The sequence below is a fragment of the Cobetia sp. UIB-001 genome, assembly GCF_044789135.1.
Taxonomy (GTDB): Bacteria; Pseudomonadota; Gammaproteobacteria; order Pseudomonadales; family Halomonadaceae; genus Cobetia; species Cobetia amphilecti.
This window is the reverse complement of the sequence record NZ_CP058244.1, coordinates 245459-270456: the sequence shown is the minus strand read 5'-3', so window position 1 is coordinate 270456 and position 24998 is coordinate 245459. Positions and strand designations below refer to the sequence as shown.

The window sequence follows — 24998 nt, the reverse complement described above, 5'->3', positions numbered from 1 at the left end:
GCGACTAATCCAGCGCCAGGAACACACCGCTTGCCAGCAATGGTGCCAGTAACTGCCCAAGCTCCTGCTCGGGGTGCGCGTCCGCGAGCCGCGCTGCCGCGTCCGCCAGCGTCTCCCCCGCCAGCAGCAGCTCGAGCAGCAAGGCAGCGGCCTCGCACAGCACCGTGACCTGCACCTCCAGCGCCGGGCGCGTGATCAAGATCCGCTCCGGCCGCGCGATATCCAGCCCCTCAAGGGTCGCGCCGGCATGCTGATGGCGCTGCCAAATCTCGAGCACCGCATGCTCCAGGCGCAGCAGACATGCCGCGGGGTGCGCCGAGAACCTGAGTTCCATCACCGCCTCAGGCGGCAACCCCGCCAGCTGGGTCGGCACCAGGGTTTCGGCGTCCGCCGCGTGATAGGCCACCAGACGAGCGGCCTCGAAGCGGGCCAGGTCCACCGCATAGAACGGCAGCTGAGCGGCCGACACCTGACGCGTCTCGACCAGCGTGGTCAGGGTCGTGTGCAGGGTCTCGGCAAGCCCGGCCCCGTACTCCATCATCAGCGGTGAGCGCGGCAGATGCTGGCGGGAATGATCGTGGGCCAGGGCCGCAAAGAAGCGCTCGCCCACCACCTGACGGGTCACCGGATAGGCCTCTTCCAGCGCGCTGATCAGGCTGGCCCAGACATTGTTGCGATAGACATCGAGGCGCTGCTGATGGCCTGCCTCGATACCCAGAAGCGCGGCATCGGGCTGGGTGAGTGCCTCGATGAAGGCGCGCTGCCAGTCGGGCTGGCGCTCAGCGCTGGCATGCCGCTCGAGAGAGGTCATCGGTCGCCCTCCATGCCGGAGCGCGTCAGCTGCTGCGCCCGTGTGCTGTGCAGCAACGCCTGAGCGCGCGTGGTCTGCCCCAGCAAGACCTCCAGCGCCGGTACCTGGGTATCCCATTCAATCAGCGTCGGACGCGGCCCGATGCGATTGATGAAGTCGGCATACAGCGCCCAGACCTCATCACAGACCGGCGCGCCATGATTGTCGATCAGCAGACCTTCACGCGAGTCCTCGCCATGCCCCGCCAGATGGATCTCCCCGACGGCGTGGCCCGGAATGGACTCCAGCCAGGCCGCGGGATCGATCCCGATGTTGTGCGCCGAGACGAAGACATTGTTGACGTCGATCAGCAGTCCACAGCCACTGCGCTCGACCAGGCGAGTGAGGAAATGCGTCTCGGGAATCAGTTCCGCCCCCAGCTCGCGTGCATCGAAACGCAGATAGTGGGCGGGATTTTCGATCAATACCTGACGGCCCAGGGTGTCCTGCAACTGCATCAGGTTATCGCTGACCCGTGCCAGCATCGCGTCTGTCAGCGGTACCGGCAGCAGGTCGTTGTAGAAGTGGCCACTATGGCCGGCCCAGGCCAGGTGTTCTGACACGCTGGTGGGCGGGTGACGCTCGCAGAGCGTTCTGAGACGCGCCAGATGCGTGGCATCCAGCGGGCGCTCCGATGCCAGCGACAGGCCGACACCATGAATCGAGAGCGGGTACTTCTGCAGCGCATCCAGCCGGGCATGAGGTGCCCCGCCGGCGCCCATGTAGTTCTCGGCATGAATCTCGAGAAACCCCAGCGCCGGGCGCGACGACATCAGTTCACGCACATGCTGCGCCTTGAGGCTGATACCGACGGCCATCTCGTCGAGGGACGGATAGGCCGTACCGAAATCCGGACTGCCGGAGGAAGGGGATGGCTGGTGCATGAAGACCTCTCGAGGCGGCGAGCGTCCGGTGGCGGCGTGGCGCCAGGCCACCGGACGTCAAGTTCGGGGGGATGCTCGGGAAAGTCCGAGCCAGCCCCGAGGCGTGATGCTTACTTGATTTCTTCCAGGCTGCCGGTGCCATTCGGCGTCTCGATGGAGGTGCAGGTGCCTTCCGGAACCAGCTTCCAGGCATTGCCCTGATAATCGACGGTGGAAGTCCCGGCACACGAAGTACCCGGGCCAGCGGCGCAGTCATTCTCACCGGCCAGCGACACGCCGTAGCACTTTTCCATGCCCGCCGCGTGGGCCGGAAGGGAGACGACAGCGGTAGACAGAGCGACAGCGGTTCCGAGTGCGGAGGCCAGGGCAAAAGCGGTCTTGGCGGACTTGTTCGTCTTGGTAGACATGGGCACATCTCCTGAGAAAATGCTCTTTAATGAGCCAAACGTTATTTATCTATCACTTTCGCCCCTGCGCTGCGGGCTCAATCCAACTTACGGGGGGCTTGGGGAGATGGATGCAGAAAAAATCGAAATTCTTGCCGCGACTCGACAATATCGCGCAGACCGCACTCCCCTCATCGCATGCGGAAACGATACCCCGCGCTTGCGTTGACCTCGCCATGCAAACGCAAGCGGCCCCATATAGGGGCCGCTTGCGTCGACTGTCATCTGCTGTCTGAGGGCATGTCGCAACGTCTGTTGTAACGTCAGTCGCAACGGCTGCCTGCCGTGCTGCAGGCGATGAGGGCCATCAGGTATCGCCCTGCCACTTGCGCTCCATGAGCTCCCAGCGCGAGAGCGACGCAGGCGCCTGCCCTGCCTCGGTGTCCAGTGTCTCGGCATCCGGCGCTCCGGTGACATCCTGGCCTTCGCTGGCTGCCGATTCTTCACTGGCAGGCGGCTCGGGCGCGGGCTGGCGATCAAGCGCCGACGGCGCGGATGTCGATGGCTGACCCAGCGCCTGCTCGGGTTGATGCAGGGTGTCACGCGACTGGCGCACCAGCGCTTCCGGCAGTGGCTTCTTCATGCGCGCGCCGAGTTCCAGCAGCTCCTCGGCACGGCTGATCAGATTGCCGCGCCCGCTGGCCAGCCGCTTCATGGCGGTATCATGCGCCTCGCGCGTGCGTCCCAGCTGAGTGCCCAGCTCCTCGAGGGATTCGGCGAGACCGCGGAACTTGTCGAGCAACGCTCCGGCGCGCTCGCCGATCACGCGCGCATTGTCGTTCTGGCGCTCCAGACTCCACAGACTCGCCACGGTGCGCAGGCTGGCCAGCAAGGTGGTCGGCGTCACCATCACCACGCCCTGGGTGAAGGCGTCCTGGAACAGGCTGTCATCGTGTTCGAAGGCCAGCGCGAAGGCCGGCTCCATCGGCAGGAACAGGAACACGAAGTCCGGCGAGCCCAGCCCCTCGATGGCGGGATAGTTGCGCCGCGCCAGTCCGGTGACATGGCCGCGCACCGAGGTCAGATGCGCGCGCAGCGCGCGTGCTCGCGTCACGTCGTCCTCGGCATTGACGTACTCGGTGTAGGCGGTCAGCGAGACCTTGGCATCGATGATCAGATGCTTGTTGTCCGGCAGGTAGACGATGGCATCCGGACGCTGGCGTCCGCCCTCGCCGGTGAACGACACCTCGCGCTTGAACTCGATGCCATCACGCAGACCGGAGCGCTCCAGCACGGTCTCCAGAATCATCTCGCCCCAGTTGCCCTGCATCTTGCTGTCGCCCTTGAGCGCCCGCGACAGGTTGGCTGCCTCCTCTGTGATCTGGCGGTTGAGGCCCGCCAGCTGGTCGAGCTGACTCTTGAGACTGGTGCGCTCGCGCACCTCCTCGCCATGCAGCTGCTCGAGGCGCTGGCGGAAGTCGCCGACCTGCTCACGAAACGGCTTGAGCAGCTGCTCGAGCTGGGCGCCACTGGCGGCGGTGAAGCGCTGCTGGCGCTCCTCGAACACCTTGCCCGCCAGCTGCTCGAATTCCTGACTCAGGCGCTCGCGCGAGTCGTTGAGCAACGCCAGCTGCTGCTCGTGATGGCTGGCCTCCTGACGCTGGCGCGTCACCAGCGAGGCATGCGTCTCGCGCAGCTCGGCGTAGCGCTCGCTCAGTGTCTCGAGACGCTCTTCACGCTCCAGCAGCTGCGCCTCCAGCACTTCCTGCTGGCGGGTCAGGCTGCGCGCCAGCGTCTGCTGTTCACTCAGGGCGCGTGACTGTTCATCCAGGCGCCCCTGCAGCGATTCGCGCAGCGTGGCGAGCTGCTCCGTCAGGGCATCACGCGCCTGGCGCGCCTCCTCCAGCGACTGGCTCAGATAGCGTTGCTGCTGCTCCGCCTGCTGCCCGTCCAGCGCGGCACGTTGCTCGATCAGGGCCGCCCGCTGCTCGACCTGTTGCTGGCGCTCACGCGACTCGTCCAGCGAGGCCTGCCACGTCTGCTGCATCGACTGTTGCTCCTCCTCACTGCTTTCCTGCAGCGCATGGAGCTGCTCGCGGGTTCGCCGCCAGCCCAGCCCCAGGGCCAACGACAGCATCAACAGCACGCCGACCAGCAACCACATCACGGCGGAAGATTCAGAAAGCAGCGACATCGGGCACTCCATGGCCTGTGAAAATGCAGCGGGGTCACCCCCCCCCCCCTTGAAAGTCAGTATCGCGCATCCATGTCTTGAGTGTCAGGGCACGAAAGGACGGGAATTGCCTGCCATCATCGAGCGATGCTCACTGCGGTGAGTGACGCACGCCGAGAGCAGAATCCCCCACTTCTCTGCCCAACACGCTCGCAAGAGCCGAAGCACGGAAAGGAGATTCGCATGACACAGCAGACCGATCAGCAGACACGTCAACAACTGCAAGGTAAGCGCGTGGCCATTCTCGCGACCCATGGCTTCGAGGAATCCGAGCTCGCGGTGCCGCGCGCCGCACTGCAGGAGGCGGGCGTCGAGGTAGATATCGTCTCGCCGGAGAAAGACGGCATTCGCGCCTGGGCCGAAACCGACTGGGGCGAGAAGTACCAGGTCGACACCCCGCTCAGCAATGCCAGCGAACACGATTATCACGGCCTGGTGCTACCGGGTGGCCTGTTCAATCCGGACACCCTGCGTCAGGACGAGAGCGCACTGAGCTTCGTGCGCAGCTTCTTCCAGGCCCACAAGCCGGTCGCCGCCATCTGTCACGCGCCGTGGATCCTGATCGATGCCGGCGTCGTCGAAGGCCGTCAGATGACCTCCTTCCCTTCCGTCGCACAGGACCTGAAGAATGCCGGTGCCGAGTGGCAGGACAGCGAAGTGGTGTGTGACAGCGCGCTGGTCACCAGCCGCAAGCCAGCAGACCTCGATGCGTTCAACGCCAAGCTGCTCGAGGAACTGGCCGAAGGCAAGCACCAGCATCAGCACGCCTGAGGCCGCCAGCCAGAGAGCCGCAAGCTCTGAAGCTTGAACAGACAGACGCCCCTGCCACTTCGGCAGGGGCGTTTTCGTTGTCTCAAGGGCGCAATCCGGTGCCTTGGTGGCAGAAGTGAAGTGTCCTCGCAGCACTGGCTGAACCCCTCATGTCCGAGGATCGTTGACCACTCTGCAGACCTGCGCCGGATAACCTCATTGCGAGCAACCACTTACGCCACAGGCAACGCAATCTGGACAACTCAGCTCCACAACAACACGACAAGCGACGCACGGAGACATTAGCGAACGCCTTTCGTAAAAGGCGCTGCGACACGATATTCTGACGACAAGGATCCTCTTGGGTGACTGACCGACCATACGGGAGACCGCCCCATGCATATCTCGACCTTGACCACAGCCCTTACCTCTCTGCTGCCTTCCCTGCTGCTGGGACTGACGCTGATGCTCGCCACGCCGACGCTGGTCGCCGCGGATGATCGCCATCGCGCGCAGGGCCAGCACGGCGAGCGCCACAGCACACCGCACAGTCGCCACGAGGCGATCAAGCGCCGCCACCTCAGGATGTTCGACGAGCCACGCGTGGAGCGCCATCACTCGCGCCAGCATTCTCGTCATGACATCCGCCGCCATGTCCCCAAGCGCCGCTACCATCAGCATGGGCGTCTTGAGCACGACCGCTACCGCCCGTACTACTACCAGAACCATGACTCCAGTCGGCATGGCATACGCCGCTACCATAACGGCGTGAGCATCGGCATTCCGGCGATCCGCATCAATATCAACTGAGCTTGCGCACTCTCATCAGGCCACGCCAGCGCCTGATGCCCAGAGATGACGACGCCCCCGCAGGCTGACCTGCGGGGGCGTCGTTCGTCTACGTGACGAGTCTTGCCTGAGAGTTGCTCAAGCGGCCTTGGCAGGCTCGGCAAGTTCCGTGATCAGGCCCTTGAGCACCTGCCAGAATTCACCGACCGACTCGACCTCGACCCGCTCGCTGGGCGAGTGGGCGCCGCGAATCAGCGGCCCGAAGGAAATCATCTCGAGCTGGGGATACTTGGCCCCCAGAATGCCGCACTCGAGTCCGGCATGGATGACCTTGATCTCCGGCGCACGGCCGGTGACGCTCTCGTGCAGGCTGCAGAAGCGCGCCAGCAGCTGCGCATCCGGCGCCGGCTGCCAGCCCGGATAGGCATTCTCGGCCACGGTGGTCGCGCCGATCAGCGCAAAGAGCCCACGAATACGTTGCTCCATCATGGTCACGGCATCATCGCGCAGCGAACGCACCAGCGCGCAGAGGTGGAAGCGCCCCTCGCGCAGCTGCACCACGCCGAGGTTGTTGGAGGTTTCCACCACGCCTTCCACCGCCGCGCTCATGCGCTCGACCCCGTAGGGCGCGGCATCCAGCACCGCGACCAGGCGCTGGGTGTCCTCGACGGACAGGGCATTCTCGGCGTTGCCGCGGGTCACGCTGAGCGAGACATCCGGGTCCGTCTCGCGCAGCTCATCGCGAATCTGGGCCTCGAAGTCCGCGAGGCGCTGGCGCGCGGCGGCGACGCGCTCGTCATAGATCACCACGCCGACCGTGGCCTCACGCGGCAAGGCGTTGCGCAGCGTACCGCCAGACCAGCTGACCAGACGCGGCTTGAACTCGGCCAGCGCGACCAGCGCGCGTGACATCAGGCGATTGGCATTGCCGCGCCCACGGTGGATATCGAGCCCGGAATGGCCGCCGACCAGACCGCCGATGGTCAGCTCCAGCTCCGCTTCGGCATCCTTCAGCGACGAGGTGGCAAACTCGTGGGCGACATTGATGTCCGCACCACCGGCACAGCCGATATAGACCTGTCCGCGGTCTTCCGAATCCAGATTGAGCAGGTAGCGCCCTTCCAGCCAGTTCTCGGCCAGATTCAGCGCGCCACCCATCGAGGTTTCCTCCTCGAGGGTGAACAGCGCTTCCAGCGGACCGTGCACGAGGCTGTCGTCTTCGAGAACGGCCAGCGCCGCCGCGACGCCGAGACCGTTGTCGGCCCCCAGAGTGGTGCCGCGCGCCTTGAGCCAGCCGTCTTCCAGATAGGTGTCGAGGGAATCACGCGTGAAGTCGTGATCACTGTCGCTGGCCGCCTGGGCGACCATGTCGAGATGGCCCTGCAGCACGATGCCCGCTGCGCTCTCGTGGCCGGGCGTGGCGGGCTTGCGCAGACGCAGGTTGCCGAAAGCGTCGCGATCATGGGCGAGACCACGCGCTTCGGCCCAGTCGATCAGATAGGCCACCAGCGCGGCTTCATGCCCGGACGGGCGCGGAATATTGCACAGAGTGCGGAAATGACGCCAGAGGATGGCGGGGTCCAACGTATCGATATGCTCATTCATGGCGAAGATTCCTGTTCTTGTCATCAGCGAGCATACGGAACAGCGGACGGGCGTGGCTAGTGGTTGTCGACACCTATCGATCAGTGACTTCGAATATGCAAGGATGACAATCACGACCCTGCTGACAGCTGCATGCCATTCCCCACCCTCATCGGAGCCCTTATGCCTCGTCGACTACTGCTGCTGACCGCCATCTCCGCCACTGCCGGCCTGCTGATGCTGAGTGGCTGCTCGCCGATTCCTGACATGCCCGGCCCGATCGGCATTCCGGGCCTCTGAGCCGCAAACGGCCGCGCTGGGCTTATTTGATGCTCATGTCAGACGGCCTTGTCATTCGCTCTGTTCGATCAGGCGCCCGGCGGCCGCTCGGCACCAGCGATCGCGCGCCTTGCGGCCCACGATGCCCTGCCCCTCGGCCCAGCTGATGAAGGCAGGCGCATCCTGTCCGCCCAGTGCCAGCACCAGCCCGTGACGCGACGCCTCATCGAGTCGTGAAGGCTCACAGGCCTCGAGTGCTGTCTCGAGCCACGGCCGCACCAGCGCCAGCCCCCCGCCACCACGCCGATACCAGTCCAGTCGCTGCGCGCATGCGGCTGGCGTCAGCGTGGCCAGGTCAGTTTCACTTCCTCGCTGCCGCAGCCTGTCGACCAAGGCGGGCGGCAAGCCGTGCAGCTCATGCTTGAGCAGGCTGGGCAGCAGGCGCTGGAAGTCCTGCTGCAGCGCGCCGAGCAAGGCATCCTGCGCCAACTGCCCGCGCGGCGCAGAGTCTCCACTCCCGCTCTCGCCAATGGCCTTGCCCATCATCACCGCATGCTCGCCACTGGCGGCATCGCGCTTGAGGCCCATACGCAGCGGCACGAAGCCCTGCGCCAGCCAGAAGGCGACCAGATCGGCCTCGGCCCCGAAGCTGGTGCCGAGTCGCGTGACGCCTGCCGCCAGCGCCTGCTGCTCGAGCGCCTGGAGCAAGCGCGCGCCCTGACCACGCCGCCACAGCTCGGGATGCACCGCGATGCGCAGCACCCGCCACCAGCGGGCCTCGGCGGCGCCCTGGTGGCCTGCATGCGCCGCCAGCGACTGTGCCAGCAGGTGTCCGTGCGGACGCCGCTTGCCGCACCAGATGTCATGCGCCAGGGGCATCGGGAAGCCGCCCTCCTCGACGGCGGCCACCACCCCTAGCCAGGCATCACGCCCAGTCGTGACGTCGCGCTGACGAATCGCCATCAGCGTGAGCCCCGGCGTGTCGAGCAGCTGGCGCAGGTCCGCCGGTGTAGTGCGGTAATGCGCCTGCACCAGCAGGCCGAACAGCTGCCGCAACGCCGCCTCGTCACGTGCCAATGCATCACGCTCCAGTACGACAATGTCGCAGCCCTCCAGCCACTGCTGAGCATTCTTCGCGCATGGCTCAGGCAGCTCAGGCGGCTGCGCCGAGAGCAGCAGCAGGTCATCGGTCAATGCTTCCAGCGGGTCGCCGGGCGCCCAGCGCACGGGCGTCGTCATCTCCAGCGCCTGCCAGCCGGGACACTGGCGCTCGAGATGATGGCGAAACCGCAACTGGAAGCCGCGCCCGGTGCCTTCATAGCCATGCACGGTGGTGGCGAAGGCGATGCGCGGAAAATGCGCCAGATAGCCTTTCAGCAATGGCGTGGGGATGGCGGCGGCTTCATCGACGAACAGCCGTGGCAGCGCCTCATCGTGACAGGCAAGGCGAGCCGCCTCGATGGCATCCGGCGCCAGAAAGCGCAGCTCGCTGCCGGAAGCCATATCGTCATCCGCCTGCCCAGCCGGCAAGCGAAAGACATTGCCCTCGCGCTGCCCCCGGGGCAGCAGTGCCGCCAGGCGCGCGAAGATCGCGCTGACCGCCGCAGGGCGTGGCGCCGTCAGCCAGACATCCTGCCCCGCTGCCAGACAGCGCGCCGCCGCGATGCCCAGCGCGCCACTCTTGCCACGTCCGCGATCGGCGCTGATCACCACGGGCCGCGCAGGCGCCAGTGCCTCCAGCGCAGCCACGCTGGCGGCCTGGTCCTGCGTCAGGCAGTCACTGTCGGCGATGGCGTCTGCTCGCGCCGCCTGATTGCCGCCATCCAGCGATGGCGCAGGCAAGTGTCCTCCCTGTGGCCAGTGCAGCACACTGGCATGCGATGAGAGGCGCCGCGCCAGCCGCGCCAGATAGCGCGCCGTCAGCTGCTGCCGCTCGAAGGGCCAGTGGGCCAGACGCGCGTGATCGCCATCCGCCACTGGCGCAGGGTCTGCCGCGGCCCAGGCGGCAGGCGTCATCAGTACCAGCAGGCCCCCCGCCTTCAGGGTGCCGGCCACGGCGCCGAAGGCATCGGGGTCGAAACCAGCCGCCGGCTGCGCCGCATCGAAGATGACCAGTGACTGCTCACCGCCCAGCTGAGTGGCGGCCTTGGCCATCGCCAGCGCACGCACGGGCATCGCGCCCGCTGTCGACAAGGCTTCACCTGTGCCCAGCCACAGCGGAGCAGGCTCACGCGCTGGCCACCGCTCGCAGATCGCCTGCGCGGCGCCAGAGGGGTCATCGCCGCTGATCCACAGGCAGGCACGCTGACGCCGCGCGAGCAGATGTTGATGCAGCGTTCGGCACCACGCCTCGAGGGCGGGCAGATCAATGCGAGAAGGAGAATCTGAAGGAGGAGTCGTCATGTCGCGCAGCATGCCGCATGGCAGCGTGCCAGACCAGATGAGCAGACCAGATGGCGCGAGAAAGTCGTGAGGCAGTCGTAAAGTAGTCGCAAGAAAACCGCGATCTGCTCGGCGCTGCCGCCAGGCCTGCCACTCGCGCCTGTTACTTGAGAAGAAGCTCGTGCTCATACAACGCCCCGTTGCAAGATGAGCAACGCAAGCGGCGCAGGGATGAGAATGGTTATATTTAGGCTTATCGGGATAATGAAGCTCCACTTCCCATCATTGCGAGTCCCCCCGATGCCACAGCGTCACCCCCTCACCACTGCTCTGCCCCGCGCGCTCAAGCCTTGCCTGCTCGCCCTGAGCCTGGCGGCAACATTCGTGGCGGGTCAGGCCTCGGCACTCGAATACCCGATCGGCACGCCGGTCAAGGAAGGCGGCATGGAAATCGCTGCGGTCTACCTGCAGCCGGTGGTGATGGCCCCGGCCGGCAAGCTGCCTGCCAATCAGGCCGATATCCACCTGGAAGCCGATATCCACGCGCTGATGGAAAACGACAACGGCTTCGCGCCGGGCGACTGGATTCCCTATCTCGGCATTCACTACACCCTGACCAGGCAGGGTGGCGAGGCGCCGATCGAAGGCGAGCTGGTGCCGATGATCGCCAATGACGGCACCCACTACGGCAAGAACGTCAAGCTGGATGGCCCGGGCAAGTACCACCTGACCTTCGAGATCCAGCATCCGGACATGCCGCGTCATATCGACAAGGAAACCGGCGTCGCCGAGTGGCCGCAGACCATCACCACCGACTACGACTTCGTCTATGCCGGCGTCGGCAAGAAAGGCGGCTACTGAGCGCCGCTCTGTCCTTGCTGCATGACCCTGAATGTCTGCATCCCGTGAGGCGGCCATTGCCGCTTGCTCCTTCGATGGCCGCCTGTGCTGACCTGCACTCGCGGCCATTGGTCGCTCTACCACCAGCGCCTTGTGCTGGTATCAGTGTGCGCTTTCCCTCATCGTCCGGAGTGTCCCATGCGCCTGACCTCTTTCTTGCCCTCCCTCTTGCCCTCTCGCCTGTCCTCTCACTTGCCTTCTCGCCTGCCCCGTCGAGCAAGCGCCCAGCTGCCCGCGCTCGTCATGTTGCTCATCGCCCTGCTGGTCGCGGCCCTGCTGCCTCGGCCGGCGGCCGCCAGCGACATGCCGTCCTACGACCTGACCCTCGACAACGGCAAGCTCATCCCTGAGGTCCTTGAGGTGAAGGCGGGCGAGAAATTCGTCATCCAGCTGCACAACGCGGGCAATACGCCAGCCGAATTCGAGAGCAACTCCCTGCGCAAGGAAAAGGTGCTGGCACCGGGCGTGAAGTCGTTCGTCGTCATCCATCCGCTGCGCGCGGGGAGCTATGACTTCTTCGATGATTTCCACCTGCCGGACGCGCGTGGCAAGGTCGTCGCCGAATAAGCTCGGCCACCCTGTGCCAATGACGCCTTTTTCGTCATCGATGGCGCGCACCGAACGTCAGTAGAAGAGAGTCCGCATGTTTGATCAGATCCTGTTTATCGTCTGGCGTGAAAGCGTCGAAGCCATTCTCGTCATCGGCATCATGCACGCCTGGCTGGTGCAGTCCGGCACCCGCGCGGGCCTGCGCTACCTGTGGGGCGGGGTCGTTGCCGGCCTGGTGCTGGCCGGCCTGATGGGGGCAGCGCTGATGGGCGCCAACACCTGGCTGACCGGCACCGCGCAGGAGGTCTTCCAGGCCGTACTGGTACTGACCGCCTGCCTGTTGATCACCCAGATGGTGCTGTGGATGCGCACCAAGGGCCGCACGCTCAAGGCAGAACTCGAGAGCGGCCTGGCCAGCGCCGTCTCCTCCGGCAGCTACTGGGGCGTGGCGACGCTGGTCGCCATCGCCGTGGCGCGTGAAGGCGCGGAAACCGTCGTCTTCCTCTACGGCATGGGCGCCGCCAGCCTGCAGTCCGGCGGCATCGCCAGCTTCGCGCTGGCTGCGGGCCTCGGCTTCGCCCTCGCGGTGGCGACCTTCATGGCGCTGCAGCTCGGTTCACGACTGTTCTCGTGGAAGCTGTTCTTCCGCGTGACCGAAATCCTGCTGTTGCTGCTGGCGGCGTCACTGCTGATGTCAGGCCTCGAACAGCTGATCGGCCTCGGCTATCTGCCGGCAGGCCTCGACCCGCTGTGGGATTCCAGCTGGCTGCTCGATGATGGCAGCGGCCTCGGCGGACTGCTGGCGACCTTCGCCGGCTATCGCGCCTGGCCTGCCACGACGATGGTGGTCGGCTATCTCGGCTACTGGGTCATCGTCGCAAGCCTCATGAAGCGTCAGCGCAAGAGGGAGCGCGTCGACCAGCGCCGTCAGCTCACTGCCCGCGCGCGCAGCTGAGTCTTGTTCACGCGATCTGCCAGTCAGGAGAAAAGATAGTCATGGCCAATTGCGGCTCCAGCCCCCACGGTGACATCGCCAACCTCATCGCCAGTGATGGCGGCACCTCGCCTGGCCGTCAGGCCAAGCGCATCGCGCGCTTCGGACAGGCGATGCAGCAGCGGCGCGGTTTGATCCAGCTGGTGCAATGGCTGGTGGTCGGCGTCTATGCCTTCCTGCTGGTGGTGCCGGCCCTGTTGCCGCTGCCGGATTACCAGGCGCATATCCTCACCAACCTGACGGTGTTCGCCGAGTTCGTGTTCTGGGGACTGTGGTGGCCCTTCGTGCTGATCAGCATGGTGCTGATGGGCCGCGTGTGGTGTGGTGTCTTCTGCCCCGAAGGCACCCTGACCGAAGCCGCCAGCCGCATCGGCCTCGGTCGCCCGATTCCCGGCTGGATGCGCTGGGGCGGCTGGCCCTTCGTGGCCTTCCTCGGCACCACGCTCTATGGCCAGCTGGCCAGCGTCTATCAGTACCCGCTGGGCGCACTGGTGGTGCTGGGAGGCTCGACGGTGGCCGCGATCATCGTCGGGCTGATCTACGGCAAGGGCACGCGCGTCTGGTGCCGTCAGCTGTGTCCGGTGAATGGCGTCTTCAATCTGCTGGCGCGCCTGTCACCGACCCACTTCCGTACCGACCAGGCCCGCTGGAACGCCCACAACCAGGCTGTCCGTCAGGGCAACGCCGTACGCATGCACGCCCCTGACTGCGCGCCGCTGATTCCGCTCAAGCAGCTCGACAGCGCCGGTGACTGCCATGTCTGCGGACGCTGCAGCGGCTACAAGGACGCGATGCAGCTGGAGTGGCGTGCGCCGGGCGTGGAGCTGGTCGAGCCGCCGCAGCCGGTGCGCTTCACCCACTACTCGGTGCTGGTGTTCGGCCTGCTCGGCATCGCCATCGGCGCCTTCAGCTGGAGCGCCAGCCCGTGGTTCGTCGCCCTCAAGCAGCAGCTGGCCTTCTGGCTGATCGATCACGACCTGATGTGGCCGCTGACCACCACCCTGCCGACCTGGATTCTGACCAACTACCCCGAGCACAACGATGTCTTCAACCTGCTCGATGGCAGCCTGATCACGCTGTGGATCGTGGTCGGTGGCGGCCTGCTGGGCGCGCTCACCAGCCTGCCGCTGCTGCTGGGCAACTGGCTGATGGGTGGCAAGGCGACGCTGTCACGCCTGTGGCACCTCTCGCTGAGCCTGATTCCGCTGGGCGGGCTGGGCGTGTTTCTCGGCCTCTCCGCCACCACCATGACGCTGCTGCGCGGTGACGGCATCAACCTCACCTGGGCCAATGACCTGCGTGCCACCCTGCTGGCACTGGCCTGCCTGTGGGGGCTGCGGCTGGCCTGGCGCATTACCGGTGAGCAGCGCAACGGCGGCCTGCTCGCCGGCAACGCTGCACGGCTGATCGGTACCGCGAGTGTCGCGCTGGCCTGCCTGCCCGCGCTGGGCATCTGGTATCTGATGTTCTGGGGCTGGTGACGCCCTGCTGGCTGGATGCTGACTGACAGAGGCTCAAGGCCTGACACACCAAGGCTTGAAAGACAAAGACCCGCCGATTGGCGGGTCTTTGTCTTTCAGCGACATGCGGCTTCTTCTCAGAGTACGATCAAGGAGCCTTCAAGGCGCCATCAGTGCGCCGGGCTCTGTTCGCCACTTTCGCTGGCATCCGCCTTGCTGGCCGGGTCTTGCGGACGACGGAACAGGAAGGCCGCCACGCTGCCGACTACATAGACCGCGCCCAGCCACAGGAAGATATTGTCGAAGGCCAGCACCTCGGCCTGGATGCTGATGCGCTGGGCGATCATCTGCACACCGGCCTGCCACGGATCAGCCAGCCCCGCGAAGGTCGACTGATAGCTTGCCAGCTGATCGATCACCACCTGACGGCTCTGGTCGATGGCCCCGATCATCTGGTTCCAGTGATAGTCCTCACGCAGCTCGCGGATGGTGTCGATCAGCGCCAGCCCCACCGCGCCGCCCAGGTTGCGCATCACGTTGAACAGGCCACTGCCGTTGCCTATCTCGTGGGGCGCCAGACGTCCCATCGCCAGCCGGGAGACCGACAGCAGCACCATGATCTGGCCCGCGCCGCGGATCACCTGCGGCCAGAAGAAGTCATCGAAGCCCGAGTCCGAGGTCAGGTGCACGTTCATGCCGGTGCCGAGGCCGGTCAGCACCAGGCCGATACACAGCATCAGGCGCAGGTCGATGCGGTCGGAAAGCTTGCCCGCCACCGGCGCCATCAGGAACATCACCACGCCGCTGACGAACATCACCTGCCCGATCTGCACGCTGGAGAAGCCGGAAATCGAGCCGAGAAACAGCGGCACCAGATAGACCAGCCCGTAGAGCACCACGCCGATCCAGAAGCCGATGATCGCCCCCAGCGCGAAGTTGCGGTCCCTGAACACCCGCAGGTCGACGATGGGGTTACTGGTCGTCAGCACGCGCCAGAAGAAGCCGACCGCCGCCACCGCGCACACCACACTCCAGAACAGGATCAGCGAACTGGCGAACCAGTCATCGCCGGGCCCCTCCTCGAGCACGAATTCGAGGCTGCCGAGAAAGACCGCCATCAGCGCCAGGCCCAGCGTATCCAGACGGCTGAGCAGGCCGCGGTCGCCGCTGTCGATCTCCAGATTGCGCCACACCAGCGCCGCCACGATGATGCCCGGCACCAGGTTGACCAGAAACAGCCAATGCCAGCTCATGTATTCGGTGATGTAGCCGCCGACGGACGGCCCGATGGAGGGCGCCATGGTCGCCACCAGGCCGATCACCGCCTGGATGCTGCCCATCATGCGGCGCGGGAAGATCGAGAAGCTGGCCGCCTGGGTCAGCGGAATCATCGCCCCGCCCATGAAGCCCTGGACCGCGCGCAGCACGATCAGGGCTTCCAGCGAGGTCGAGAGCGCACAGCCCAGACTCGCCAGCGTGAAGCCCAGCGCCGAGACGGTCAGCACCAGCCGCGTCGAGAAGATGCGCGCCAGCATGCCGGAGAGCGGAATCATCACGATCTCGGCGATCAGGTAGCTGGTCTGCACCCAGGAGATCTGGTCCTGACTGGCGGCCAGGCCCGCCTGCAGCTCGTTGAGCGAGCTGGACACGATCTGGATATCCAGAATCGCCATGAACATGCCGAACACCGCGGCCACGAAGCCGATCTGCTGGCGGCGCGTCGGCATGTCACTGGCGCTGCCCGCGGGGGGCTGGCTCGGGGGCTGGCTCGGGGATTGAGCCGAGGACTGGGTCGTCTCGGCCATGCTTACTGCGCTCCGCGATCAGCGCTGGCGACCTGCGCGGCATCGGGCGCGATGACGTCATTTGAGAGGCTATCGACGGCATAGGTGCCGGTGTCCGAAAGCTCTCGTGTATCGACGCTGGGGATGACCGACAGGCCGGCGCGCAGACGCGGCAGCGCATCCGCTGGGCCGGTCAGGCGAATGCGCACCGGCACACGCTGGACGATCTTGTTGAAGTTGCCGGTGGCGTTGTCGGTCGGCAGCAGACTGAACTCGGTGCCGGTCGCCGGCGCTAGGCTATCCACCACGCCCTCAAACTCGATGTCCGGGTAGGCGTCCGCCTCGAGACTGACCGGCTGGCCGACGCGCATGCGCTCGGTCTGGGTTTCCTTGTAGTTGGCCACCACATAGGCGCTCTTCACCGGCACCAGCTGCATCAGGGTCAACGAGGCGCTGGCCATGGTGCCCACCTCGACACTGCGATTGCCGACCACGCCATCCTGCGGCGCGTAGATCGAGGTCTTCTCCAGCTGGTGGCGCGCGTAGGCGAGATCCGCCGCCGCTGACACCACCTGGGCACGCGTCGATTCCAGCTGCGCCTTGTAGACCTCAAGCTGCTGCCGGGCAGACACCAGCGCGGCCTGCTTCTGGGCAACGCTCGCCTCGGCGGTTCGCAGGGTCACCTGGTCATCTTCATAGGACTGACGCGAGGCGTAGCTGCGGCTCTCCAGACTTCTGGAGCGCTTGAGATGCAGCGCCGCCTGATCGCGTTCGGCCCTGGCCGAGGCCAGTGCTGCCCTAGCCTCGTCGATCTTCGCGTCTTGCAGGTCCAGCTGACGCTCGGCCTGGACTTCCCCGGTGCGGGCGTTGTCCAGCGCGGCACTGGCCTGGTCCAGATTGGCCCTGGCATCTTCGTCATCCAGCTGCACCAGCAACTGCCCCTTCTTCACCGGCTGGTTGTCATGCACCAGCATGCGCGTCACCCGCGCGGTGATCTCGGAGCGCACCGCGACGCTATCGGTACGCACATAGGCGTTGTCGGTCTCCTGCATGAAGCGCCCGACCTGCCACCATTCGACCCCCATCACTCCGCCAGCGATCACGCCCGCCACCACGATGAGTGCCACGACACCCTTGCCTGCCTTGTTCATTCGGCGACTCTCTCTTGCTGCCTGTCGGTGACAGGCGTGTAATCTGTCTGACGCTGCGGATGAGGCGGCCACGGCGCTTGCGAGCGCTCAGGCCACGGCTGTCATCTTGCATCGCCACAAAGTGTAATGAATACTACACTTCCTTGAGGCAGCCCCGACAGTTTCGACAGACAGCGTCTCTCGTTCGCAATATCGCAACCTTGCCTGTTTCAGGCGGTTTCCGGATCACAGACAGGACACTCACATGACTGATTCGCCCTCATCAGAGACCGCCCCTGACTCGGGAAGCACCACGACTCGCGCCTCACCGCGCGGGGAAGCACGCCGCAAACGCCAGCTGGAAGTCGCGCGCGAACATTTCCTCGAACACGGCTTCGCCGCGACCAGCATCAATGAGATCGCTCGGCAGGCCGGCGGATCACTGGCAACGCTGTATCGTAATTTCGGCAACAAGGACGGCCTGTTTCTGGCCGTGATGCAGCAGGAGGCGCAGACGGTGTGGTCGGTGATGGACCACGAAGCCAACGAGACACGCAGTGTCGAGGAAGCGCTGGAAGACTTCGGCATGGCGATGCTGACGCTGGCCCTCGCGCCGGAACTGATCCGCCTGTTCCGTGGCCTCGCCTTCGAGAGCGGCCGCAACCCGCAGCTCGGCAAGCTGTTCCTCGACAACGGCCCCAAGCTGACCCGACAACGCCTGGCAGGCTACCTGTCGCGTCAGGTCGCCCAGGGCCACCTGCCGTCCACCGGCCTCGGCCAGGAACCACTGGCCGCCGCCAACCTGCTCACCGGCATGCTGCTCAACCCGCTGCATGTCGACGCCCTGCTCGGCTGCCCACCCGACACCGCAAGCCCCGAACAACTCCGCCCACATGTCAGACGCTGTGTGCGCGTCTTTCTTGCCGGCTTCGGGGCAAGTTAGAGAGCTGGCAGGTTTCGGTGCCAGTTAGAAAGCTTGCTGGCTTCGGGGCAAGTTAGAGAGCTTGCTGGCTTCGGGGCAAGTTAGAAAGCTTGCTGGCTTCGGAGCCAGTTAGAAAGCTTGCTGGCTTCGGTACCAGTTAGAAAGCTTGCCGGCTTCGGTGCCAGTTGGAGAGCTTGCAGATTTCGGTGCCAGTGAGAAAGCTTGCTGGCTTCGGGGCCTGATCATCGGCCCACTGACACAAAGACGCCGAGTCGACTGACTCGGCGTCTTTGTGTGCTTTCTGCGGAAAGTGAGCAATGCCCGCCAGGCGAGTGGCCTCAAGCGGGCCTTGGCTGACGCAGGCGCGACAGCCACCCGCCGCTGCGTGCCTGGGCGCGTACGCCGGGGAAGTTGAGTTCGACCTGGCGCAGGCACAGGGTCAGCAGGATGGTCAGCACGAGGTAGATGGCGCCGATGAACAGCAGCGGCTCGTAGGTGAGGAAGTTCTCGTCGCGGATGATGTTGGCGACCTGCAGCAGGTCCATCATGGCGATCGTCGAGACCAGCGGCACCGACTTGAGCAGCAGGATCATCTCGCCGGTCAGGGTCGGCAGGCACAGCTGGATGGCGCGCGGCAGCCACAGGCGACTGAAGACCTGAAACGGCCCCATGCCGAAGGCACGCCCCGCTTCCCGCTCGCCCGGCGGCACGCTGAGCAGCGCCCCGCGCAGGACTTCACCGGAGTAGGCGCCCACCGAGAGGGTGAAGGTCAGGGTGGCGTAGAAGAACGGATCACGCAGGATGCCCCAGAACATGCTCTCGCGAATGCCGGGAATGCCCTCCAGCAGCCGGCCGATGCCGTAATAGAAGAAGAACAGCTGCACCAGCAGGGGCGTGCCACGCATCACGATGGAGACGCCGCTGGCCAGCCAGGCGAGCGGCCTGGGGCCCTTGATGCGCGCCATCGCCATGCCGACCGCCAGCGTGAAGCCGAGCACGGCTGACACCACCAGCAGCACCAGGGTATTGATCAGCCCTGTCCACAGCGATTCCTGATAATAGGGGTCCGATAACCAGCTGAAATCCATATCACGCCTCCTGGGCTGAAATATCGGGTTCGCCGCGGCGCACGTAGCGCTCCAGACGACTGAACGCGGCGCTCGAGGTCAAGGTCATCAGCAGATAGAGCAGCCCCGCCACGCTGTAGAACAGGAAGTAGGCGCGCGAGCTGGCGGCCGCCTGTTGCACGGTGAAGAACAGCTCGCTGAAGCCGATGACGCTGATCAGGGCGGTGTCCTTGATCAGGATCAGCCACAGGTTGGACATGCCCGGCAGTGCGTTGGGCAACATGCCCGGCAGCGTGATGTAGCGAAAGCGCGTCATGGGCGAGAAGCCGTAGGCATCGGCCGCTTCCAGCTGGCCCTTGGGAATGGCCAGGATGGCGCCGCGAAAGACTTCGGTCATGTAGGCGCCCTGCACGAAGGCCAGCACGCCGACGGCGGTGACGAAGCCGCTGATCTCGACCTTGCCCGCGACACCCAGCGCATTCATCAGGGCGGTGAGCGCCTGGGAGCCGCCGTAGTACAGCAGGATGATCAGCAGCAGTTCCGGCACCGCACGCACGGCCGTCGAATAGCTGGTGGCCAGCGCGCGCAGCGGCGCCCAGGGGCTGAGTCGTGACGCCGCCCCCACCAGCCCGAGCAGCAAGCCGATGGCGTAGGCGGCGAAGGCGATCTGCAGGGTGGTGACTGCACCGGCGAGTATCGGGGCTACCCAATCGGCGAGCCCTTCCTGGGCGAACTGGGACATGATCAGCGTCCTTCTCGTATCAGTAGGAAATGGCGGATGCGATACGCGAGGCGTGCTGACCGGGCGACCTCAGCCGTCCGGCCAGCACGCGCAGGATCAGCCCAGGCAGACGTCGGTATCGAAGTACTTGTTCGAGAGCACCGTGCAGGTGCCGTCCGCATAGACCTGATGGATGGCGCCATCGAGCGCCTCTTTCAGCGCGCCATCTTCCTTGCGTACCCCGACGCCGGCACCGATGCCGTAGGCCTCGTGCTGCGGCGTGGTCGCCTTGATCTCGAAGTTGCTGGCCTCGTCACGCTTGACCAGTGCGCTCATGGCGATCTCGTCGGCCAGAATCACGTCCACGCGCCCGGACAGCAGGTCACTGTTGACCTGCTCCTGCTGGTCATACAGGCGCACATCGACGCCGGTGCTGCGCAGCGCTCGACGCGCGAAGTTGGCGTGGGTGGTCGCCGCCTGGGTGCCGAGAATCTTGCCGTCGAGGCCGTCCGGAATCTCGAGTTCGAGATCCTTGGCGGCCACGTAGGCGCCGGGCGAGTTGTAGTAGGGGATGCTGAAGTCGATGACCTTCTCGCGGGCCTTGGTGATGGTCATCGAATTCATGATCATGTCGATGCGGCCGGCCTTCAGCGAAGGGATGATGCCGCTCCAGCCGGTCGGGGTGATCTCGCACTCACGCTGCATGGCGTCACAGATCGCCTCGGCCAGCTCGACCTCGAAGCCGGTCCACTCGCCGCTGGCGGAGGTGTAGGTGAAGGGCGGGTAAGGTTCCGCGGAGATACCGATCTTGAGGGTGTCGGCGGCATGCACCTGAGCGGCGCCCAGCGTCAGTCCCCCCATCATCAGGGCGCCAGCCAGCTTGCGCAGCGCAGAGGTGGAAGTGGAATCAGAGGCAGAACGCGTTCCGCGCGCGGTCAGTGAAGGTGTCTTGGCAGCGAATCCAGCGTCGTTCATCAAGGTCATCAGGCCATCTCCTGGCTGTTGTTGTGGGTTCATCTACGTCATGGCGGGGAGGTCCATGCCGGGGTGATGCAGGCGGGGCTCAGGCGGCCGGTGCGATGAAGCGGCGGCAGCGCTCGTGCTCGGTCTGCTCGAAGACCTCCGCCGGGCTTCCGGCCACGCCTACCCTGCCCTCATCGAGGAACACGATCTGATCGGAGACTTCTCTGGCGAAGGCCATCTCGTGGGTCACCATCAGCATGGTGCGGCCCTCATCGGCGAGGCTGCGGATGACGCCAAGCACTTCACTGACCCGCTCCGGGTCCAGCGCCGAGGTCGGCTCATCGAAGAGCAGCACGCGCGGCTCCATCGCCAGCGCACGCGCGATCGCGACCCGTTGCTGCTGGCCGCCGGAGAGAAAGGCCGGATAGCTGTCGGCGCGCTCCAGCATGCCGACACGTTCCAGATAGTGCTCCGCGATACGCGTCGCCTCACGGCGTGACATGCCCTTCACGCGCATCGGCGCCTCGGTGACATTGCCAAGCACGGTCAGGTGCGGCCACAGATTGAACTGCTGGAAGACCATGGTGACCTTGGAGCGCAGGCGCTGGATCTGACGACGGTCGAGCCCGATGAGGCCGCCACGGCTGTCGCGGTCGAAGCGCACATGCTCATCGGCGATCGACAGCTCGCCCCGATCGGGGCGCTCGAGCAGGTTCATGCAGCGCAGCAAGGTGCTCTTGCCGGAGCCACTGGCGCCGATGATGGTGGTGACGGTGCCTTCCTTCACCCGCAAGGACACGTCGTGCAGCACCGCCAGATCACCGTAGTGCTTGACGATGTTGCTGGCTTCGACGACGACCCGATTCGAGGCAGCGCGCGCGGGTCTGGCCTGGCCGTCCGGGCGCGCCTGCTGAGGCTGGGAGATGCCGTCACTGTCTGCATTCTTCGAGCGGGTCATGGGAGATACGTTCGAGGGCGAGATAGTCATGAGCGACTCACAAGTGGGTGGCTGTGGCGGGCGTGAAATGGGCGATCGTGCAGCCGCTAGCGGCGTGACGCACCCTGCTGGTGCGGCGTGTTGCTGCCGGGCCTGACGGACGATGCGCGGATGACGCCTGTCTTGCCGCTGCGGGCCGCGGCGGGCTGCGCAATCGGTGATCGAGCTGCAATCGAGCGAACGACTATTGATACACTTGTATAGCAAGAGGCGTTCCACATTGCGACTTTCCACGCCTGAGGCATGGCAAGCAGGGTCGTGGCTCACTGATTGCGCGTCCTGGACGCGACGTGGCCTGGGCGCTACGAGGCTTAGACAATACGAGGCCGAGGGCGGGAGCCATCCCTCGGCGCCCGCCCACGCAGTCAAGGCGGCAGCAAGGCTAGGTCAGCCTCACAGGCTGGCCTTCACGGCGGCCAGGGCATCCTCGCCATCGCGCGTGGTCACGTCGGCGAGAAATTCCGCCAGCCGGTCCGGATTGGCGGCCAGCCAGTCGTGCGCCACCTCATCGAGGTCACGCTCCTTCAGGCTGTAGTCGAGGATGAAGCCGCTCTGCTCTTCGGAGCTGAAGACCAGCTGATCGAGGAAGCGGGCGAGGTTGGGATTGGCTTCGGCGTAGGCGGAACGCACGACGGTCTTGACGTCACTGGCGCCATTGTCGGGGCCGAACACCGACTCCGGATCCTCCAGGATATGGGTGTCGAATTCCGGCACCATCCAGTGCGGTGTCCAGCCGTAGAAGGCGATCCAGCGTTGCTCGCGCTGGGCGGCACGCACCTCGCTGAGCATGCCGGGCGTCGAGGACTCCATCGCATCCCAGTCGCCCAGGCCATAGACATCATTGTCGATGGCGCCATTGAGCATGTCGCTGACGGTGGAGCCGCTTTCGATGGAGTAGACGGTCTCGTCGAATTGCTCGGCGTGGGCGGCAAGGTCCGCGGCGCTGTGGATGCCGGCCTCGTAGACATAGCCCGGCACCGCGAAGCCCATGCGGGCGCCGGTGACGTTGTTGCCGAGATCGGTGATCGCACCGGCGGCCATGGCCGCGTCATAACTGTCTTGCTGGGCAGGCAGCCAGCCAGCGAGGAAGGCGTCGCTGTCGCCGGTGGTCAGGGTGTTGTAGCCGACGGTGGAGCTGACTTCCTGTCGCTCCACGTCGTAACCCAGCGGGGCGAGAATCTGGGCGACGATCTCGCTCTTGACGGTGACGCCGGGCCACGGCGGCACGATCAGCGTCAGCTCGTCATCCTTGTCCTGGGCCGAGGCTGCCAGGCTAGCCGTGCTAAGCAGCAGGGTCGCGAGGGCAAGCAGACCACGGCGGGCGCCGTGTTTCGTCGTAGGTGTCAGAGGGTACGGGGTGGTGGTCATCGTGTCTTTCCTTGTCGGTTCCGGTCGCGCCGGGCCTTGTTGTTGTCGGGGCTGAAAGGCTTCGTATATGGCGGTCGTCGTGCGTGTCCATCGCTCACGGCGCTGTCGTTGTCGTTGTCGGCGCTTGTGTCTTCTCCGCCCTGCTGCGTCGCTGAATTCGCCGCAAGCGATTGATTCTTTGTAACTTTACCCTCAGGCAGAGTACGCCTTCAGCGAGCACTGGCCTGCCTGACCTGGCCCTTCTCAAGTTCTGGCTCCGGCACCAGATCCGGCAAGCCGCCGAAGGGCGCGCGCGCCATCACCCGCTCCAGCATCGGGATGAAATGCTCCAGCGGCAGGGTGTCGTATTCGGGGTCGAAGCTGGTCTGGTCCCACTCATCACAGAAGCGCACGGTGCGCTCATAGGCGGGATGCCCGGCATGTGCCTCGCGGGCGTGGCGGTCCTGACCGAAGAATTCGCGGTAGTGATAGCCCTGGAACAGCTCGTGATGACGAATCATCCAGGTGCTCAGCGGGTCGATGAACGGCTCGAGGATACCGGCGGCGATCTCGGCATGATTGGCCGGTGCGAGGTCGTCGCCGATGTCATGCAGCAGCGCGCAGACCACCATCTCCTCATCGGCGCCGGCGCGCAGCGCGCGGGTGGCGGTCTGCAGACAGTGTTCGTAGCGATCGACCGGATAGCCGTGGTGATCGCCCTTGAGGCGCCCCAGATGCTCAAGCACACGCCGGCAGGCATCGGACTGATATTCCCGGAAGCGCGCATCGATCAGCGCCCACTCGGCATGCGTGCTTTCCTCGAAGCTGCGGAAGCGGGCCTGCTCGCTCATGCGCTGGCCTCCTCATTGGCGAACTGACCGGCGAGCTGATCGGCCAGCAGCAGGCGGCGGCTGGCGGTGGAGTCGCGGTCCACATAGCCCTGGCGCATATGGCGGATGCCGCCCTCCAGTTGGAAGGCGCTGCGGCCATGGAACAGCCGGTAGTTGTCCATGATCAGCATCTGGCCCGGTGCCAGCTTGAGATGCAACGTGAAGTCGTCACCGGAGATCAGGCGATAGAACGCCTGGCGGGCAGCGTAGTAGCGACGAAGGGTCGCGCCGGGCAGCGCCGGCACCCGCTCGGTGCGGTTGGAGAAGCGTACCCGGGCGACCTGACCACGGCTGTCCAGCTCGATCAGCGGGCCTTCGCTCTCCAGGCGCGTGGTGGCGTCGTGATAACGGAAGCCGGGGCTGACTTCTGTCAGGCAGGCGAAGGCCTCGGGGTCTTCACGGCGCAGGTGCTCCGCCGCGCTGAAGCCATCCACCAGCATGCTGTCGCCGCCCTGGGCCGCGTTGCACAGACAGTGCAGCCAGATATAGCCCGGAATCGGATCGCGATAGGGATTGTCGGTATGCGGCTCCAGCCCGCGCTGGGTCATCGTGAGGTCATAGGCATTGGCGACGGATTTCACGTCGGCGATACCGCCCCAGTTGGTGCGCCGCAGCGGCCCGATACGGTGGATCAGCCCCTGCATGCCGTCCTCCGTGTCCGGCACGCCGCTGACCCGCACGAAGCCGAAGCGCTGCAACTGCTCGAGCATGTCCAGCAAGGCCGCGTCATCCTCCAGCGCCGCAGCGAAGTCGGCCTCGGGCAGCTGGGCGAGACTCCCCTGCCAGAAGGTCATGCCCTGATAGGCCTCGGAGGGCTGACACTCCGCCAGCAGGGCCGCCAGCGAGAAGCTCGCCGCATGGCCGTCACTGAAAGCCAGCGACAGCATGTCGCCATCCAGCTGTGCCTGAGTCAGGCTCAGGTCCAGCGGCAGGTCCGCCGCCTCGATCAGGCGCTGACCGGTGAGGGAGTCGAGCGTCGTTTCATCGGGACTCCGCTCACGCAGCCAGAGCGCCTCGAGGGTCAGATCGCCCTCGGGGTGGTTCAGGTGCAGTTGTTGTCCATGGTCTTTCAGGCTGACGGAATGCGGGCTGCTGGGCACTCGATGATCTCCACGGCTGAGGGAGCGGCACTGTTGT

General features: G+C 65.5%; 22 protein-coding genes. 7 read left to right on the top strand and 15 right to left on the bottom strand.

The window, feature by feature from the left end; all coding sequences use genetic code 11:
- Window positions 1-4: 4 nt before the first annotated feature.
- From HA399_RS01225 to rmuC, 4 genes are all read right to left on the bottom strand, one after another.
- Window positions 5-811 carry a putative DNA-binding domain-containing protein gene (locus HA399_RS01225; protein WP_404325760.1) on the bottom strand — a complete coding sequence of 269 codons (807 nt, stop codon included), beginning with the start codon at window positions 809-811 and terminating at the stop codon, window positions 5-7.
- On the bottom strand, window positions 808-1734 hold the full coding sequence (locus HA399_RS01220) for a DUF692 family multinuclear iron-containing protein (protein ID WP_404325759.1): 927 nt from the start codon (window positions 1732-1734) through the stop codon (window positions 808-810). Before HA399_RS01220 ends, HA399_RS01225 begins: the two co-directional genes overlap by 4 nt.
- Before the next feature lie 110 nt (window positions 1735-1844).
- Window positions 1845-2141: a DUF2282 domain-containing protein gene (locus HA399_RS01215; protein WP_043333233.1), complete on the bottom strand. Its 297-nt coding sequence runs from the start codon at window positions 2139-2141 to the stop codon at window positions 1845-1847.
- 346 nt (window positions 2142-2487) lie between these two features.
- Window positions 2488-4314, bottom strand: a complete 1827-nt coding sequence (gene rmuC, locus HA399_RS01210; RefSeq protein ID WP_404325757.1) for a DNA recombination protein RmuC — start codon at window positions 4312-4314, stop codon at window positions 2488-2490.
- A 222-nt stretch (window positions 4315-4536) separates the two neighbouring features.
- Here rmuC and HA399_RS01205 point away from each other — a divergent pair, with 222 nt between their 5' ends.
- Window positions 4537-5124, top strand: a complete 588-nt coding sequence (locus HA399_RS01205) for a type 1 glutamine amidotransferase (protein WP_279834715.1) — start codon at window positions 4537-4539, stop codon at window positions 5122-5124.
- A gap of 375 nt (window positions 5125-5499) precedes the next feature.
- Window positions 5500-5913 carry a hypothetical protein gene (locus HA399_RS01200; RefSeq protein WP_404325756.1) on the top strand — a complete coding sequence of 138 codons (414 nt, stop codon included), beginning with the start codon at window positions 5500-5502 and terminating at the stop codon, window positions 5911-5913.
- Window positions 5914-6030: 117 nt separating this feature from the next.
- Here HA399_RS01200 and HA399_RS01195 read toward each other — a convergent pair whose 3' ends face one another.
- Both HA399_RS01195 and HA399_RS01190 read right to left on the bottom strand, forming a co-directional pair.
- The gene (locus tag HA399_RS01195) at window positions 6031-7497 is read right to left on the bottom strand and encodes an aminoacyl-histidine dipeptidase (protein WP_248379790.1); all 1467 of its coding nucleotides are present in this window, start codon (window positions 7495-7497) and stop codon (window positions 6031-6033) included.
- 330 nt (window positions 7498-7827) lie between these two features.
- Complete coding sequence (locus HA399_RS01190; RefSeq protein ID WP_404325754.1) at window positions 7828-10158, bottom strand: tRNA(Met) cytidine acetyltransferase TmcA; 2331 nt, start codon at window positions 10156-10158, stop codon at window positions 7828-7830.
- 279 nt (window positions 10159-10437) lie between these two features.
- Here HA399_RS01190 and HA399_RS01185 point away from each other — a divergent pair, with 279 nt between their 5' ends.
- The 4 genes from HA399_RS01185 (at window position 10438) to HA399_RS01170 (ending at window position 14061) form a co-directional block, all read left to right on the top strand.
- Window positions 10438-10998 carry an iron transporter gene (locus HA399_RS01185; protein WP_404325753.1) on the top strand — a complete coding sequence of 187 codons (561 nt, stop codon included), beginning with the start codon at window positions 10438-10440 and terminating at the stop codon, window positions 10996-10998.
- A 282-nt stretch (window positions 10999-11280) separates the two neighbouring features.
- Window positions 11281-11604, top strand: coding sequence for a cupredoxin domain-containing protein (locus HA399_RS01180; protein ID WP_404325752.1), 324 nt, complete (start codon window positions 11281-11283; stop codon window positions 11602-11604).
- A 76-nt stretch (window positions 11605-11680) separates the two neighbouring features.
- The gene (locus tag HA399_RS01175) at window positions 11681-12541 is read left to right on the top strand and encodes an FTR1 family protein (protein WP_043333240.1); all 861 of its coding nucleotides are present in this window, start codon (window positions 11681-11683) and stop codon (window positions 12539-12541) included.
- A 41-nt stretch (window positions 12542-12582) separates the two neighbouring features.
- Window positions 12583-14061: a 4Fe-4S binding protein gene (locus HA399_RS01170; protein WP_404325751.1), complete on the top strand. Its 1479-nt coding sequence runs from the start codon at window positions 12583-12585 to the stop codon at window positions 14059-14061.
- 149 nt (window positions 14062-14210) lie between these two features.
- On the opposite strand, the gene HA399_RS01165 is transcribed toward HA399_RS01170, so the two are convergent.
- Entirely contained in the window at window positions 14211-15845 is a 1635-nt protein-coding gene (locus tag HA399_RS01165) for a DHA2 family efflux MFS transporter permease subunit (RefSeq protein WP_404325749.1), read from the bottom strand.
- Window positions 15846-15847: 2 nt separating this feature from the next.
- The gene (locus HA399_RS01160; protein ID WP_404325747.1) at window positions 15848-16975 is read right to left on the bottom strand and encodes an HlyD family secretion protein; all 1128 of its coding nucleotides are present in this window, start codon (window positions 16973-16975) and stop codon (window positions 15848-15850) included.
- A 244-nt stretch (window positions 16976-17219) separates the two neighbouring features.
- Here HA399_RS01160 and HA399_RS01155 point away from each other — a divergent pair, with 244 nt between their 5' ends.
- A complete protein-coding gene (locus HA399_RS01155; protein WP_404325745.1) occupies window positions 17220-17897 on the top strand; it encodes a TetR/AcrR family transcriptional regulator in 678 nt (225 codons plus the stop codon).
- A 317-nt stretch (window positions 17898-18214) separates the two neighbouring features.
- Here HA399_RS01155 and HA399_RS01150 read toward each other — a convergent pair whose 3' ends face one another.
- The 7 genes from HA399_RS01150 to HA399_RS01120 all read right to left on the bottom strand — a co-directional run bounded on the left by HA399_RS01150 (window position 18215) and on the right by HA399_RS01120 (window position 24961).
- Window positions 18215-18964, bottom strand: coding sequence for an ABC transporter permease (locus HA399_RS01150; protein WP_215823721.1), 750 nt, complete (start codon window positions 18962-18964; stop codon window positions 18215-18217).
- 1 nt (window position 18965) lies between these two features.
- Window positions 18966-19685: an ABC transporter permease gene (locus HA399_RS01145; protein ID WP_404325743.1), complete on the bottom strand. Its 720-nt coding sequence runs from the start codon at window positions 19683-19685 to the stop codon at window positions 18966-18968.
- A 96-nt stretch (window positions 19686-19781) separates the two neighbouring features.
- Complete coding sequence (locus tag HA399_RS01140; RefSeq protein ID WP_404325742.1) at window positions 19782-20648, bottom strand: transporter substrate-binding domain-containing protein; 867 nt, start codon at window positions 20646-20648, stop codon at window positions 19782-19784.
- Between the two features lie 79 nt (window positions 20649-20727).
- Window positions 20728-21585, bottom strand: coding sequence for an amino acid ABC transporter ATP-binding protein (locus HA399_RS01135; protein ID WP_216060190.1), 858 nt, complete (start codon window positions 21583-21585; stop codon window positions 20728-20730).
- A gap of 432 nt (window positions 21586-22017) precedes the next feature.
- Window positions 22018-22992, bottom strand: a complete 975-nt coding sequence (locus HA399_RS01130; protein WP_404325740.1) for an ABC transporter substrate-binding protein — start codon at window positions 22990-22992, stop codon at window positions 22018-22020.
- 209 nt (window positions 22993-23201) lie between these two features.
- Window positions 23202-23822: an HD domain-containing protein gene (locus HA399_RS01125; RefSeq protein WP_404325738.1), complete on the bottom strand. Its 621-nt coding sequence runs from the start codon at window positions 23820-23822 to the stop codon at window positions 23202-23204.
- A complete protein-coding gene (locus HA399_RS01120; protein WP_404325737.1) occupies window positions 23819-24961 on the bottom strand; it encodes a TauD/TfdA family dioxygenase in 1143 nt (380 codons plus the stop codon). The genes HA399_RS01125 and HA399_RS01120 overlap by 4 nt, the downstream gene beginning before the upstream one ends.
- Window positions 24962-24998 lie beyond the last annotated feature (37 nt).